Genomic DNA, 13,882 nt, shown 5'->3' on the forward strand with positions numbered 1-13,882 from the left:
TTGGAGAAAAACTCAATATTATGAAAGTTAAAATAATTGCATTTCTCCTCACCATCTCTTGCCTTCTGGGCAACTTACACGCACAAGACAAGCAAACAGAGTCAAAGTTTCGCAGGCACTTTATCGGAAGTACAGCCTTTATTATCATGACTCCTCTGCTTGATCCTTCGCCTCGTTATTTTCAGTTGAATTATGGATATCGTTTGACTCCCAAAGATGTACTCTCAGTAGAGGCCATCACCTGGACCTACCAGGGACCTTTGGGTCGGCCTTATGGACCTGATTATGAACAGTCGAGTAGCAATTTTCCCGGAGAGGTTCGAGCTTATGGTCTTGGTTTGGCCTATAAGAGATTTCTGTGGAAAGGAGCTTATGCACAGATTCATTCGACCGCTTTCCACCAGAATTATTTGGATGAGGGCGACAATAAGATTCAAAGTGGCTTCCAGCTATTTAATATCTTTCGTTTGGGCTATCACTTTGATCTTTTCAAAGGACGCATGTTTGTGGAGCCTTCTATAACTACGACCTGGTGGCCGATCAATACGAATCTTCCAGAATCTTTCCAGCGAGAAGAGGATAAATGGAATAAATACTTCTTGTTTGAGCCGGGTCTACATTTCGGCTTTAATTTTTAGGCCCTTACTTTTTAAGGGTAATTCTGCGCCTGATCCGACTCAAAGTTTCAGGCTTTACCCCTAAATAACTGGCCAATTGATATTGAGGGACCCGGTTCAACAAACCGGGTCTTTCTGCTAAAAGAAAAAGGTATCTTTCTTCAGGAGTTGAGGTAATAAAACGCGTAAATTCTGCTTGCCTTGCTCCCATAGCACTTTCCATATTGGTTCGGCAAATGGTCTCAAAATGCGGAAAGCGTTTGTAGAGTTTATTTTCTTTGTCCTGGTTGAGGATGGCAACCGTCGTTTCCTCTACGCATTCAAAAAAGAGATTGGAAGGTGTTCGCTGAGTCAAACTTTGAAAGTCCACGACCGATTGTTCTTCGACAATGAAATCGAGGGTTTTCTCTTCCGCATGTTGCACTTCGTATTTTCGGATACATCCTTTTACCACATAAAAAGCATCCTGGGCTATCTGACCTTCCTTTAGCAAAAAGCTTCCTTTAGGATAGGTCTTGATGGGAAAGGATTCTTCAATCGCCAGAATTTCTTCTTCGTTTAAGGCGACCAACTGTGACATAATTTCAACTAAGACATGCATAAGTGTAGGCTTAATGGAAGCTATAATTTACTAAGAGACCAGCTCAGACCAAAAAGGGATGGACTTGACTGTTGAAGGATTTGAAAAAAAATCAGGCAATTGGAAGTGAAATTCCTGGGAAAAGTAATCTGCCAGTGTTCTTCCATAGTAAATGATATCTGTTTGATGAACAGAGAATACGGGATTTCCAGCTTCTGAAGGAGAGCCAGGCATGTATCTATGTGAATAAATGGGGATCAGCCAGGAAGCTTTCAGCAAATGCTCATAAGCAATGGTTTTTTGTTCCTGATACGAATCCGGTTTTTCTCCCCAATCCTTCATCCAGAATCCATTATGTCTGATGTCAAAGTAAATTCCCTCAGCAGGCCCATTCAATCTATAAATGATTTCTTCTTTGCCCTTCTGAGAATTTATGCCGTATCTCCAATGAACAAAACCAACTGAAACAGGGAGTTTTGTTTGAAGGAAGGCTTTCAAGTCCTCAGGAAATTCAATCTGAAAGCTGGTTTTGACCTGAGCGATCTCCACTTCCGAAAGTCCTTTATCGAAGGAAACTCCTTTCGCTGAAAGCAGGTCAATAAGGCTATGGATTTCTTTCTCTGTCATGTTGTGCTGCCAATTTACCCAAAGATTTACAGCTTTTTTCTTAAGCCTGTTTTTCTACTCCCATCAGAAAACCAGCCCGAATGGCTTTCTCCTTCGCTTTAGATACTTATTGAGAATCAAGGGGATTGCTTCACTTTGCTCGCAATGACAGCGCTGCTGAATGTTTTTGAATGATAAAGAACCAAATAGGAACCAAAGCAAGCCTGTCATTGCGAGCCCAAAATTTGGGCGAAGCAATCTCCTTCGTTTTAGATAATTATTGGGATTCAAGGGGATTGCTTCACTTTGCTCGCAATGACAGCGCTGCTGGATGTTTTTGAATGATAAAGAACCAAATAGGAACCAAAGCAAGCCTGTCATTGCGAGCCCAAAATTTGGGCGAAGCAATCTCCTTCGCTTTAGATAATTATTGGGATTCAAGGGGATTGCTTCACTTCGTTCGCAATGACAGCAGTGCTGGATGTTTTTGAATGATAAAGAACCAAATAGGAACCAAATAGGAACCAAAGCAAGCTTGTCATTGCGAGCCCAAAATTTGGGCGAAGCAATCTCCTTCGCTTTAGATAATTATTGGGATTCAAGGGGATTGCTTCACTTCGTTCGCAATGACAGAGGTGCTGGATGACTAAATTTTCAATCCTCCGCCGGTCTCCATAAAGGTCCCACTGCCAATAACAGAAACAGAAGATTGAATAAAGCATTGGAGGCATTGCCGGAAGCAATCGAACCCACACTATCGAGGAAAAACCAGGAAAGAGCGCCGTATAAAACTGCCTTCCTAACAGCTTCAGGAGCTTTATCATAAACAGAGGTAGAGAGAAACCAGATCATCACTCCCCAACCCAGCAAAAATCCTCCAGTCAAAGCTGAGAGAAATCGCGTATCAGGAGATTCATAAGTGGTCATACCATCCAGTGGCCAACTCAAAATATCCAGGGTCAAACGGGCAGGTTCCATGGTGGCAATCATAGTCCCCAGAAAAAAGACAGGCCCAAAGGAGCCCACGACAAAAGCCGTAATCTTTAACCAAAACTTATTAAAGGAATGCGATCTGTATTTGCTGATACTTGAAGTTTGTGTACTCATAGAGAAGGAATTATTATTTCCTTCATATTAGGGAGAATAAGCCTAAACCTTTAGACGGCAGCGTCCAATCAAGATAGTCTAGGGCAGTTGATGGCCTTCGAGTTGTTTGGTGAGTAGCTCAAATTTTTCCCAGGGGAAATCTTCATCCCATTCTTCGGGCATAGAAGTAAGTTTTTTGTTCTCATCCCAGGTCCAGATATAATCTTGTCCCTTATAGGTCTTTTCTCCAAGAGCTTCATCTCGGGTCATATCTATTTTTTTAATAGAGTTACTGGAATCGTAATACACATAAAGATTGTGGCGTAAATCAGCTTGACATGCGGGACCCTTTGTTTTCCATCGAAAGACCTGACTGGAAAGATTACCTTCTTCATCAAATCTTTTACTTCCGTTTGGGAAAACGATTTCCCGAAAATTCCCATTCTCATACCATTTATAGAGGGTATCATTGCTCAACAGATATTCTCTTTGACCATCTCTGTAAAAGGTCTCTTTATATAAGGTTTCTGTTCTTAGGTCTGCCTCCTCAAAGCAAGGATTCAATTCACTCCTAAGTATGTAAGGATAGGAAAGCACGAGAGATTTCTCAGCTAATTTTCGATTTTCAAATTTTCTAAAAATATACTTGAAGCTGGTATCCCCTTTTGTATAAGAAAACTCTTCTGCCCTAATCTCTCTATCTTCAAACCAAGCTTGTATACTATCCTTCCGATCAAAGTAAATGAGCTCTCCTTCTTTATTATACCTCTTATACCAGATAGCTTCAGAATCCTGGTACTGCACATTATTCGGAAATTCTCCATCGTATTCTACTTGCCCGTTTTCATGAAATACCATCCATCTTCCTTCTTTAAATCCGTATTTATTGGTAAAGTTGATCTGCTCACCCCTGTACATTTCATATGTTACCTTCTGGGTTTCGTAATGCTCATCCGATACTTCAATTTTCTTCCCATTAAAAAAGACTTCAAAAGTCTTTCCTGATAAACCCGCTATTTTATACTCCAGGGAAAAACAACAATTGCAAAAACAAAACTCATTATCTTCCTGAGTGGCTGAAACAAGCTCCAGCCGATTATTTGCAAATGTGATGTCTGGCGTAAAATCTGCACAACAGTTATCTGCAAAATTGACCCGAATATGTAACAAGCCATCCACTTCTTCCATAAAGCTAATCCGACTCTTTAATTTGTAGGGATCATAGGTGTCATCACAATCCATGGATTCCCAATCGACCAGAAGAATTTCTTCCTCGGTATGGGTGGATAATTCCTGAGCTAATAGTTCAGGGAAGCAGGAGAAAAAAAATGAAAAGAGGAGCAGAAGGCTAATGTGTGATTGTGCGGGGATTCTATTCATGTGCAGGGCAATTCTTTCTATCTTAATCTGCCAAAGTTTTAGGAGAAATAAAAGGGATTTGAGAATCCCTCAAAGAGCTCATGAATCTGCTTCGAGGGCACTAAGCCTCACTTTACAGCCTTGAAAAGTGCGTAGTTATTGGCTGTCGTTGGATTATCAACCGACTTCTCATACTCAGCTAAACATTCCACTTTTGAAAAGCCTGCTTTTTGAAGCAATACTAGCTGTTCGCTGGGTTTTATGCGCCCTCCTTCATATTCAAAATCAGATTCCTCAGGTTTGATAAAATCACCATTTAGCAATACTCCTCCTTCAGCTAAACATCCATATGCATCCCTATAAACTTTCAATATGTTTTGAGCTTTAAAAAGATCATGCAGTGCCCAGGTAGATACAATTGCGGCAGGCCTGTTGCTGAGTTTTTTGGGCCAATTTTCTTTGACAAGATCCACCTGACAAAAGGCTATTCTTTCTGAATATTTCCGCGTCCTTTTTTGAGCAATGTCCAGCATAGCCTGAGAAAAATCAAGGCCTACATAGCGCATTTCTGTAAGCTGCTCCAAAAGAAAAACAGCCAAATAGCCGGGACCTATTCCTAGCTCTAGGATAGGATTTTCATTGGAGATCAAAGGAGCTATCTGTTCTTGAATATCCTGAAAAAGGCGAGTCCTGTCCGGATTAGGAGTAAATCTGTCTGCCCAGGCCTGGGAAAATTCAGGATCGTGAAAATCGTGTAAGGCTTCTATTTTCATGTGGAGAGGCTTAGGTTAAGTGATGATAGAAGAACTATAGCTTGCCGATAAATTCTTCCTCAAAGGTTTCCACGAAATTGCTAATATATTTTTTCTGTAGGGCTGCTTTTTTTATGATCAAATAATGGGTTCGTTTGAGTCCATGCAGCCCAATTCGTTTGAAAGTAAGTTCTTCTTGTAGCTTAAAGCAATTCAATTGCCATTTAGGAGCGCATAGCACGCCAATATTTGCAGCTGCCATAGCCAATGAAATTTCTGTAAAGGGAATGGCTGATATTTTTTTGGGATGTATGCTTTGATGGCGCAAGGCATGTTCATAGACAGCAACTCCTTCCAAAGGAAAAGAATTGATGATGAGATGACAGTCTGCAAACTTGCCAGGAGCTACATAGTCCTCTTCATTGAAAAAATGCTCTTTATTAACTACCCCAAAAATCTCATCCCGAAAAACCTCCAGGCATAGCAAGTCTTCTGCTTCTGGTTTAAAGGTTGCCAAACAAAGGTCGATTTGATTGGCTTGTACTTTTGAGATCATTTCATTTCGCGGACCTGTATCTAATTCGATCTCTATTTCCGGATAGAGGATGCCCATTTTCTGAATAAAGCCTGGGAGTTGTTGAAAAAATGACTGGCATTCTACCGATATTTTTATCTGCCCTTTTGAGCCTTCTTTAATCTGTTTGATTTTACTGAAGCCCTTTTCAATGGAATCAAATAACTGATTCGCCAAAGCATAGATTTCCTCTCCTTCTTGTGTCAGCTTCCACTGATTTCGTTTTCGCTGAAAAACTTTAAAACCCAGGCGTTCTTCTACTTCTCTCAATTGATGACTTAAAGCCGACTGAGTCAGAAACAAGCGCTCTGATGAATTCGCGATACTTCCCTCTTCAGCTATGGTTTTGATTAGCCTGAAATATTTAAGTTCCATGGAAGTGAAATTACGATTTATTGCTGATCTCCAGGATGAATCCAATGCCGGGCGGAGCTTTAGAGATGATATTGAAAATAGTTTATTCAGCCTTCAAGCTGAGCATCCTCTCCTCCTGAAATTCAGTTTTCGTTTTAATTGAACTTCAGCAATTGCTGTTATGTCTGGGAAAGTTTGCCGACAATGCGTTTGATGGTGTTCCAGTTTCGAGTGGTAATATCCTTGCCGTAAAATTTCTCCAGAGCTTCCATGGCTTTTGGAGTACCTGATACAGCGAGATCGAGAACACTGAGAATATTTTTTTCTCTTTTTGCCAGAATTCGAAAAGAAGTATCAGGACTGGACCAGGGAATAGCTGGCTCCAGTTCTTTGTTTTCTTTTAATAAAGAGATATACAATCGAATTCCTTTATGTACTTCAATAGCTGAGAAAGGCTCTTCCGAAAAAAGGCTTAATATAAAAGATGCCCTGCGAAGGATACAGGGAATCGGAAAAGCAAAGTGTTTTTCAAGATGCTCAGAAATTCTCCCTTCAAGCTCTTCCAGATTCGTAGCTTCCGTTTCGAAAATGATATTGCCTGTATTGAGGATTGTCTGAATATTGGCAAATCCCAGTTCTTTAAGGCAATCGCGTAATTCCTGCATGGGAACTTTATGATGTCCCCCAACATTTATTCCTCTCAAAAAAGCCAAATAGGTTTCTTTCATCTTTCCTTTATCTTGAGTCTCTGCCTACGGATGGAACACAAGGATGTTTTTGATGTACTTTAGTCGCAAACTATCTGAATGGTATCCATACTACTTAAAAAAAAATGGAATTTCGATCTGAAAGTCAGAATGAGTTGATCCTAGTCTTGGAAAACGGGGCTAAAACTTGACTTCGTTTTGATCTCGGCCATAAGATTCTGGAGGTATGCAGCTTTACGATTAAACAGAAAATTTCCCATGGAAATACGACTTACTCCCCATGATTTTAGTTCGGAAAAATCCGCCAGCTCCGGCATGCACATTACATTTACAGGTAGAGAAGTCGCTGCAATAAGTGATTTTATATCTTCTTCTTTGCTTATGCAAGGAACAAATAATCCGTCTGCTCCAGCTGCTGCATAGATTTTAGCTCTATGTATGCTTTCCTCCAAAGGCTCAGGATGCCCTAGCAGAAAAGGATCGGTTCTTATGTTTAGGAAAGTATTAATTCTATTCTCTTCCAAGACTACCGAAAGTGCTCTGAGCATAGCGGCAAAATCTTCTGCTTTAACTAGCTGCCTGTTTTCCTTCCATAGACTATCTTCCAAATTTAGCCCCACTACCCCTAATCGGTCCAAGCTGCTTATATATTCTGCGATTTTAAGGGGATCTCGACTGTATCCGGCTTCTAAATCTACAGAAAGCGGAAGCTTTACATGGCTAATGATCCTTTCCACTATATATAAGACTTCTTCAAAGCTGATCTCTTCTCCATCCCTATATCCGAGCATACTGGCAATGGCTCCACTAGAAGTAGCTATGGCTTGAAATCCTGCTACTTCTGCAGCCTTTGCACTGCTGACATCCCATACATTGCAGATAATAAGGGGCGCTTCATTTTTGTGTAACTCTTTGAAATTCATATCTTTTTTTTGATACAAATCTCTAGCCCCAATTTTTGATCAGCAACCGATTTTTGGACGAGTATTTTTTGTAGATATTATTCTCTTGGCATGTTGGACATCCTCTTCAATCCATAGGCATAGACATAAAACATAAATCCCAGGATAATGCCCATACACAAAGCCGAAGGCAGGTATTGGCTATGAGGCTGATAGGCCTCCAAAACTGTTCCTGCAAATGCAGAAAGCAAAGCCGAGAATGCACTCATCATTTTATAGATATGCTCATAAAGCCAAATTCGATGTCTCTTATATGCTTCTTTAGGAATGAAGTAGCGGAGAAAGTCATAAAGTAGCACAAAGAGTAGAGCTCCAACTGTACTATAAATAACAATGGGAGACCATATCATCCCTATTGATTGGAAATAGTAAAGGAAATAGGCCAATACAATCAAGCTGATTATGGAAAGAGCGATATCTGTTTTGTTTACTTCATTGTTTTTCGATTTTAAAACCCGATATCCGGAAAGCGAAACGTATCCACTCAAAACCGTAATTACCAATAAGAAGGTGTTTCGCTCGAAAACAAATACCCCAATCAATCCCGTGAGGATGACAAAGGCAATTAGTCTTAGGAAATAACGTCCAACTAAATTGTGCTGTTTAGATCCTTTGATGGTCAACAAAGCTATCAGCCCCAGAATCAGAGCTATGGTCCCTGAGGCAAGGTGAATGAAGATATTGGCTTTGTGTAGTAGTTCCATGTCTGAGGGTGAATATAAATAAGAGACCTTAGCAGGAAGGATTTGTTGCATGTTTAGGGCAATGCATGTTTCTCCATAAGCAGTTTTTTATGTAATAAAGTAGGTTTCTCAGCTAGATCATCATGACTCCTCCATTGATATGAATACACTGTCCTTGAATATGGCTGGAACCATTACTGATTAGAAATAGAAGCAGATCAGCTATTTCCTCCTACTAAAACTATGTGCGTATTTTCAGATTGGTAGCTTTACTGTAACACGTCTGCAATTATATTCTAAAGGGTGGGTCAGGGAAAGAGGGTATAATGTCCATGAATGCATAACCATTTCCCATCCTCTTTGACAAAGATTCTGCTTGATTTACCACCAGAGGAAAATTTCTCTCCCTGACTGATCCCCTGATCTTTCCAATAGTAGGTGATCCAGGCTACAGTTCCTTTAACTACTACCCGGGGTTCCAGCATTTCAGTGTGGATGTTGGATGCATTTTCAAGCCATCCTCTTACTCCTTCTACTTCTTTTTCCTTACCAATATTTAAGGAAGAATCCATTTCCCCGAATTGCGTAAAATCCGGATGAATAAATTCCGCGTACTTCTCGACTTCCTCATATTCGATAGCTTCCCACATCTTTATAAGCGTCTCCTTAATGGCTTCCTCTTCAGCCAGCAGACTTTCCCTGCTTTCCACTTTAAGAGAAGATGGGGAATTTGTACAGGCAAATGCTGACAGGAACAGCATAAGGAAGATGAATAGCTTAATAATATTCATAAGTGTAATTATTTATCAGGATTTCTTTGAAATTAGTCCTCAGCAAGCAAAAATCTCAGGTCCCAGCTTTTGTCATTATGACCGGCATCTATTCCTCCTCCTATCATTTCAGCTACACTTCTGGGGGAACTTCCATGAAAATTTGCAGTATCCCATGATGCTCCCTTATCCCTCAAGCTTCTGATCATTTCCAGCGCTCCGGGATTCGCTCTATAGCCCATGACAGCTTTGAAAAGAGGGGTGTTCCCATTTTTATCCTGGAGATCTACCTTTGCTCCTCTTTCAAGAAGATGCCTGGCGATTTCAAAATTTTTAGTCGCGATGGCTTTATGGAGAGCCGTCTCCCCATTAGCTCTTCTATTCATTTTATGATTTATATCGAGGCCACAACTCAGCAGAAAATCAATCATTTCGTCTGAGCGATAATTTTGGGTATATCCATAGGTCGAATAAGAAATCAGGAGATTAGCATCAGTAGAGAGATCATGGATCGAAAAATCCAGACCCTTAGATTTGGCAGTCTTGAGTTCGGCAAGGCTAGCATCATGCAAGAGTTTCAGGAGTTGGGAGTATTCCATTGGATTCGTTTAATTGAAAATTTATCAATTTTCGCTGTATGCCGTTCATGATTGATAAATGTTTTTGCGAAGCTAAAATTAGCGGAAAGTCTCAGGGAAATCAGGCCAAACATTCCTTATTTCAGAGCAATCTCACTCAAGGGAGAGTCATTGAGACCAAAACTATCTTCGATATCTTTTTCAATTTCGGAAATTAAGGAGGAATCTATTTTTGTCTGCTGATCGTCTGACTGGCAAGAAATGAACAATAACCCATGCCAAGTAATATACTGAGCAATAAGGGAATAGGAGAAGCTTTCATAGGGAAGTATTTAGGAGTGTCTTTTATCAAGTTACAGAAGCTCCTTGAGTTTTCTAAACCAGATCTACCCCTATGAGGGGCTGGCTTGAATTATGAGAATTACCTGGATTTTGGAAAGTGTTTTGCCAGGAGTTCATCCAGCTTTTCGTAAACAGGTATGTGATATCTTTCACATACAATATCTACATTCCCCTTTCTCCAAAATCCAGTTGGGCAGCAGAGCAATACTTTCCCACTAGCAGCAAATAAGCCTAACTCTAAAAGTGAAATGGGAGCTTTGGTATCTGGACTTACATACCAAATGATCTTATCTGCTCTTTCCAGCCCCTTCAGTTCCCAGTTGACTTGCTGATAGAAATTTGGGTTCTCAAATGCTTGTACCCATGAGGAATCCCAATCGTCCCTTCGGGGATTTAAGAGGGTATATGTTGCTAGATCTTTGAAATAGTTTTCTACCCTGCTCTGCCAGTCTTCTGCCAGCCCCATTTCTATTGATCCTGCCAGGAAGATCAGTTTCTCAGTCCTGAAATTTTTGGAAATGCTTTCAGGTGCTTTGATTACGTGCATGCTCGAAGAGATAAATTCAAATAAAATATTTGCGTAAATATAACACAAATTATTCAATCTCTAATCTCACCCAAAACAAAAGAGTTCACAACAGCTGCTATGAGCTCATTCAGATCAAGCTCTGATAAAGCTTATCGGAAGATATAGGATAGCGTAGAGCTGCCCCAGTGATTTTTTACTTGAGAACTTTGCGGAGTATCATTTTTAGCCACATTCATCAGCCCATAATTGATGATACCGCCCAACTGCAATCGATTGGATACATCGAGACTGATCTCCAAAGGAATTCCCCAGTCTGAACCTGTAAAATCCTTTCGACTAAGCCCGATTCTGTATTCCCAGTACAATCCCCCAATTAGGCCCATCCGCTTTTCAGCCTCATATCCTTCTATGCTGGATATCCCCCCACCGATTTGAATGCCGAAAATATTCTTTTTGCCTTCTTCCTGCGCCAGCACACCAGAATTCATCATACACAATGTAAATACCGATAGGAAAAGCTTCACAAATATTTGGAGATTTCTTTTGCAAAGAATTATGCAGGATTCTTAACAAGAATGAGAGTTGATGGGAGAGAAGAATGGATTGAATAGGACCATATATGGTTAATATCTGGCTAGTGCCATCTGTACCTATTCATTATTTTCCCTATTCGTTCATTATCCAAGTAAAAACTATGCTCTGGAACCTCCTGTCCTTACTGCTGATCCTGATCCTCCTGGTCTATTCGGTATCAAAATGGAAACTACATCCCTTTATAGCCCTTATTCTGGCTGCGATTGCTCTGGGCTTTTCACTGGGAATGGGAGGAAAACAAAGCCTGGAAGTCTTACTGGAAGGATTCGGAAACACGATGAAATGGATTGCCATAGTCGTGATTTTGGGAGCCTTTATCGGCGAGGTCTTGAGCGAGACCGGAGCCGCCCAAAGAATTTCAAAAGCGGTCGTAAAAAGAACCGGAGAAAAGAAGCTTCCCTGGGCAATGGGAATAACCGGATATTTGGTATCTATTCCTGTTTTTGTAGATGTAGCCTATATCATTTTACAACCTATCACAGAAGCTTTATCAGTAAAAAGTAAAAGGCCTGTTTTGGTTTTAGGTCTTGCGCTGACAGCTGGACTTACCGTTTCTCATACCTTGATCCCCCCTACTCCGGGTCCCTTAGTGGTTGCCTCTTTATTAAAGGTGGATTTGGGGAAAATGCTACTTATCAATTTGGGAGTTGGAGGCCTAGCTATGGCAGCAGGAATTCTCTGGGCTTCAAAAGCCTGTAAAAATCAATGGCTGGAATATGATCAAAAGCTCCTGGCTCAAAAAAAAGAAATTGATACAGAGACTGAGCATGCCAATATTCCGGTAATTATGGATCTATTACCCATCCTGGTGCCAATCCTCTTGATGGCTGCAGGTGGATTTCTGGAATTGGAAGAAGGCTCATACTCTCAGGAAATACTTGCTTTCATCAGTACTCCTATTATAGCAGTACTTATTGGGGCTTTTATTGCTTTCTTGCAATTCAACAGGACTTCTGGAAAAGCCGAATTCAATAGATTGGTAGAACAAGCCATTGTAAAGTCAGCATTGGTAATTATGATCACTGCTGCTGGAGGAGCTTTTGGCAATATCATAAGAGAAAGTGGAATGGACGCCTCGCTTTCTGACTTCTTTATTTCCTATCCTGCTTTGGGTATAATGTTACCCTTTTTACTTGCAGCAGTCCTTACAACGGCTACCGGCTCGATAACTGTTTCCCTGATCGGAACTGCCTCAATTTTGGGGCCTATGGCCTCAGAGATGAGTTATTCTCCAGAGATTATGGCTGCCCTGATTGGCTGTGGATCCTTTTGCGTTTTTCATGCCAATTCGAGTTTTTTCTGGCTGCTCAATCGTCTGCATGATGTTCCGGTTCACATCCTCTATAAAACCTATACACCTCAATCTGCAGTAATGGGTTTTTCAGGTTTAATGCTTGTCCTCTGCCTCCATTTTTTGGGTCTCGCCTAGATTTTTTTTCGATATCCATATGCGTCCCAAAAGAATCTATGATTCCCCAGATTGTATTGGCCCCCTGTCATGCTGTTGATTTTTTCAAGAACAAACTTCAAATGTAAAGATCCCTTACAAAATTCCGGGTTTGAAGAGAAGACTGGTACATTTTTATCCCTTCTAAATCCTTTATTATGCAATCTCATTATTTTCTTATCCATACAAAATTCTATATATTAAGTTGACTACTACTACACTTGCCAGGTAAAGGAAGTGTTCATTATTATGAAACTTCAATACAAATCCACCGAGAAGGACATCCGCTCCTCAATTTATGTTAAAAGGGTATTCCAGCCATATCTGGGAGGGAATTGGCATTTCCATAAGGAATTTGAACTCATATATTTCCTCGAAGGCCAAGGCCATAGAATCGTTGGTGACCATATCTCTCATTTTCAAAAAGGTGAATTAGTCCTCGTAGGCGAATGGCTCCCTCATTTATGGAGGAATGACGCAAATTTTGATGGAAAAGCGGATTTTATTGTGGTAAAATTTGCCAAAGAATTTTTAGGGGTAAATCTCTTTTCACTTCCCGAACTTAGCGAGATTCGAGTATTGTTGCAGAAGTCTTTCCGGGGAATTCTTTTTTCCAAAAAAACCCAAATGGAAATAGGCAAACTTTTGCTGCAATTAAGTGAGAGTAAGTCTGTTGATTTGCTGATCAACTTCCTCAAAGTCCTGAACATCCTATCCAGAGATGAGGATTATCAGCTCCTTTCTAGTCCTCATTTTGTGCTTCCTTCTTCGGGTTCCAGGGAAAATCGACTACAAAAAGTTATTACCTATATTTCAAATAATTATTCCCGGAATATAAATCTGGAAGAGATTTCAGGTATTGCCCATATGACCCCTCCTGCTTTCTGTCGATTTTTCAAGAACAGTACCCATAAAACTTTTTCCCATTTCCTAAATGAGGTTCGTATAAGTAAGGCTTGTCAGCTCCTCATCAATGGCGAGATTTCCATTAAAGAAATCTGTTATGAAGTCGGCTTTAATTCACTCACCAATTTCAACCGGACATTTCGTAGCATAAAGGGAGAAACTCCTAGTAGTTACAGAGCAGCCTATAGTCTTTTTCGACATTCCCTTTCCCCGGTATAAGTAAAAAAGTATATCCTCTGTATTACATATATTTTCCCATATATGTTAAAATACGTTTAGCCTCTGTTAATAGCTGCATACCTTCTTCTTTCATCCTTTCCTAATTTATGCAATACAGATTGGGGAATAATTGTGTGATTGATTTGCCTATGCTAAAAGGCAAGGTAATGCCACTCGCATCTATTCCCATCTAATTGACATCATGGACTATCTACTA

The 13,882-nt window shown here is 40.4% G+C and carries 17 protein-coding genes; 4 read left to right on the forward strand and 13 right to left on the reverse strand.

Annotated features, from left to right (window positions below; genetic code table 11):
• Positions 1-20: 20 nt before the first annotated feature.
• A complete protein-coding gene (locus tag R8P61_35945; GenBank protein ID MDW3652526.1) occupies positions 21-638 on the forward strand; it encodes a hypothetical protein in 618 nt (205 codons plus the stop codon).
• A gap of 4 nt (positions 639-642) precedes the next feature.
• On the opposite strand, the gene R8P61_35950 is transcribed toward R8P61_35945, so the two are convergent.
• The 6 genes from R8P61_35950 to R8P61_35975 all read right to left on the reverse strand — a co-directional run bounded on the left by R8P61_35950 (position 643) and on the right by R8P61_35975 (position 5,949).
• Positions 643-1,197, reverse strand: coding sequence for a Crp/Fnr family transcriptional regulator (locus R8P61_35950; protein MDW3652527.1), 555 nt, complete (start codon positions 1,195-1,197; stop codon positions 643-645).
• A 51-nt stretch (positions 1,198-1,248) separates the two neighbouring features.
• Positions 1,249-1,824, reverse strand: a complete 576-nt coding sequence (locus R8P61_35955; protein ID MDW3652528.1) for a hypothetical protein — start codon at positions 1,822-1,824, stop codon at positions 1,249-1,251.
• A 633-nt stretch (positions 1,825-2,457) separates the two neighbouring features.
• The gene (locus R8P61_35960) at positions 2,458-2,910 is read right to left on the reverse strand and encodes a hypothetical protein (protein MDW3652529.1); all 453 of its coding nucleotides are present in this window, start codon (positions 2,908-2,910) and stop codon (positions 2,458-2,460) included.
• A gap of 78 nt (positions 2,911-2,988) precedes the next feature.
• Positions 2,989-4,269 (reverse strand): T-complex 10 C-terminal domain-containing protein, encoded by a 1,281-nt coding sequence (locus R8P61_35965; GenBank protein ID MDW3652530.1) that lies wholly within the window; start codon positions 4,267-4,269, stop codon positions 2,989-2,991.
• Positions 4,270-4,376: 107 nt separating this feature from the next.
• Positions 4,377-5,021, reverse strand: a complete 645-nt coding sequence (locus R8P61_35970; GenBank protein MDW3652531.1) for a class I SAM-dependent methyltransferase — start codon at positions 5,019-5,021, stop codon at positions 4,377-4,379.
• A 34-nt stretch (positions 5,022-5,055) separates the two neighbouring features.
• Positions 5,056-5,949, reverse strand: coding sequence for a LysR family transcriptional regulator (locus tag R8P61_35975; GenBank protein ID MDW3652532.1), 894 nt, complete (start codon positions 5,947-5,949; stop codon positions 5,056-5,058).
• On the opposite strand from R8P61_35975, the gene R8P61_35980 reads away from it, so the two are divergent.
• A complete protein-coding gene (locus tag R8P61_35980; protein ID MDW3652533.1) occupies positions 5,948-6,091 on the forward strand; it encodes a hypothetical protein in 144 nt (47 codons plus the stop codon). The two genes, R8P61_35975 and R8P61_35980, sit on opposite strands and share 2 nt — an antisense overlap.
• 16 nt (positions 6,092-6,107) lie before the next feature.
• Here the strand turns inward: R8P61_35980 and R8P61_35985 are convergent, their stop codons facing one another.
• From R8P61_35985 to R8P61_36015, 7 genes are all read right to left on the reverse strand, one after another.
• On the reverse strand, positions 6,108-6,656 hold the full coding sequence (locus R8P61_35985; protein MDW3652534.1) for a DUF1697 domain-containing protein: 549 nt from the start codon (positions 6,654-6,656) through the stop codon (positions 6,108-6,110).
• Positions 6,657-6,796: 140 nt separating this feature from the next.
• On the reverse strand, positions 6,797-7,558 hold the full coding sequence (locus tag R8P61_35990; GenBank protein MDW3652535.1) for an isocitrate lyase/phosphoenolpyruvate mutase family protein: 762 nt from the start codon (positions 7,556-7,558) through the stop codon (positions 6,797-6,799).
• Positions 7,559-7,635: 77 nt separating this feature from the next.
• Positions 7,636-8,301 carry a hypothetical protein gene (locus R8P61_35995; protein MDW3652536.1) on the reverse strand — a complete coding sequence of 222 codons (666 nt, stop codon included), beginning with the start codon at positions 8,299-8,301 and terminating at the stop codon, positions 7,636-7,638.
• Positions 8,302-8,588: 287 nt separating this feature from the next.
• Positions 8,589-9,071 carry a nuclear transport factor 2 family protein gene (locus R8P61_36000; GenBank protein MDW3652537.1) on the reverse strand — a complete coding sequence of 161 codons (483 nt, stop codon included), beginning with the start codon at positions 9,069-9,071 and terminating at the stop codon, positions 8,589-8,591.
• A gap of 32 nt (positions 9,072-9,103) precedes the next feature.
• A complete protein-coding gene (locus tag R8P61_36005) occupies positions 9,104-9,649 on the reverse strand; it encodes an ankyrin repeat domain-containing protein (protein MDW3652538.1) in 546 nt (181 codons plus the stop codon).
• Between the two features lie 400 nt (positions 9,650-10,049).
• Positions 10,050-10,517 (reverse strand): nucleoside 2-deoxyribosyltransferase domain-containing protein, encoded by a 468-nt coding sequence (locus R8P61_36010; GenBank protein MDW3652539.1) that lies wholly within the window; start codon positions 10,515-10,517, stop codon positions 10,050-10,052.
• A 131-nt stretch (positions 10,518-10,648) separates the two neighbouring features.
• Complete coding sequence (locus tag R8P61_36015; GenBank protein ID MDW3652540.1) at positions 10,649-10,990, reverse strand: hypothetical protein; 342 nt, start codon at positions 10,988-10,990, stop codon at positions 10,649-10,651.
• Between the two features lie 203 nt (positions 10,991-11,193).
• Here R8P61_36015 and R8P61_36020 point away from each other — a divergent pair, with 203 nt between their 5' ends.
• Entirely contained in the window at positions 11,194-12,522 is a 1,329-nt protein-coding gene (locus R8P61_36020) for a GntP family permease (protein ID MDW3652541.1), read from the forward strand.
• Between the two features lie 267 nt (positions 12,523-12,789).
• Positions 12,790-13,665 (forward strand): AraC family transcriptional regulator, encoded by an 876-nt coding sequence (locus tag R8P61_36025; GenBank protein ID MDW3652542.1) that lies wholly within the window; start codon positions 12,790-12,792, stop codon positions 13,663-13,665.
• The last annotated feature ends 217 nt before the right edge of the window (positions 13,666-13,882 follow it).

The sequence above is a fragment of the Bacteroidia bacterium genome (assembly GCA_033391075.1).
GTDB lineage: Bacteria > Bacteroidota > Bacteroidia > J057 > J057 > JAWPMV01.

Bases quoted from the DNA above. Each gene is read 5' to 3' on its own strand.
- R8P61_35955 (MDW3652528.1), bottom strand. From the start codon at position 1,824: ATGACAGAGAAAGAAATCCATAGCCTTATTGACCTGCTTTCAGCGAAA.
- R8P61_36000 (MDW3652537.1), bottom strand. From the start codon at position 9,071: ATGAATATTATTAAGCTATTCATCTTCCTTATGCTGTTCCTGTCAGCA.
- R8P61_36005 (MDW3652538.1), bottom strand. From the start codon at position 9,649: ATGGAATACTCCCAACTCCTGAAACTCTTGCATGATGCTAGCCTTGCC.
- R8P61_35965 (MDW3652530.1), bottom strand. From the start codon at position 4,269: ATGAATAGAATCCCCGCACAATCACACATTAGCCTTCTGCTCCTCTTT.
- R8P61_36020 (MDW3652541.1), top strand. From the start codon at position 11,194: ATGCTCTGGAACCTCCTGTCCTTACTGCTGATCCTGATCCTCCTGGTC.
- R8P61_35945 (MDW3652526.1), top strand. From the start codon at position 21: ATGAAAGTTAAAATAATTGCATTTCTCCTCACCATCTCTTGCCTTCTG.
- R8P61_35950 (MDW3652527.1), bottom strand. From the start codon at position 1,197: ATGTCACAGTTGGTCGCCTTAAACGAAGAAGAAATTCTGGCGATTGAA.
- R8P61_36025 (MDW3652542.1), top strand. From the start codon at position 12,790: ATGAAACTTCAATACAAATCCACCGAGAAGGACATCCGCTCCTCAATT.
- R8P61_35990 (MDW3652535.1), bottom strand. From the start codon at position 7,558: ATGAATTTCAAAGAGTTACACAAAAATGAAGCGCCCCTTATTATCTGC.
- R8P61_35980 (MDW3652533.1), top strand. From the start codon at position 5,948: ATGGAAGTGAAATTACGATTTATTGCTGATCTCCAGGATGAATCCAAT.
- R8P61_36010 (MDW3652539.1), bottom strand. From the start codon at position 10,517: ATGCACGTAATCAAAGCACCTGAAAGCATTTCCAAAAATTTCAGGACT.
- R8P61_35970 (MDW3652531.1), bottom strand. From the start codon at position 5,021: ATGAAAATAGAAGCCTTACACGATTTTCACGATCCTGAATTTTCCCAG.
- R8P61_35985 (MDW3652534.1), bottom strand. From the start codon at position 6,656: ATGAAAGAAACCTATTTGGCTTTTTTGAGAGGAATAAATGTTGGGGGA.
- R8P61_35995 (MDW3652536.1), bottom strand. From the start codon at position 8,301: ATGGAACTACTACACAAAGCCAATATCTTCATTCACCTTGCCTCAGGG.
- R8P61_35960 (MDW3652529.1), bottom strand. From the start codon at position 2,910: ATGAGTACACAAACTTCAAGTATCAGCAAATACAGATCGCATTCCTTT.
- R8P61_36015 (MDW3652540.1), bottom strand. From the start codon at position 10,990: ATGATGAATTCTGGTGTGCTGGCGCAGGAAGAAGGCAAAAAGAATATT.
- R8P61_35975 (MDW3652532.1), bottom strand. From the start codon at position 5,949: ATGGAACTTAAATATTTCAGGCTAATCAAAACCATAGCTGAAGAGGGA.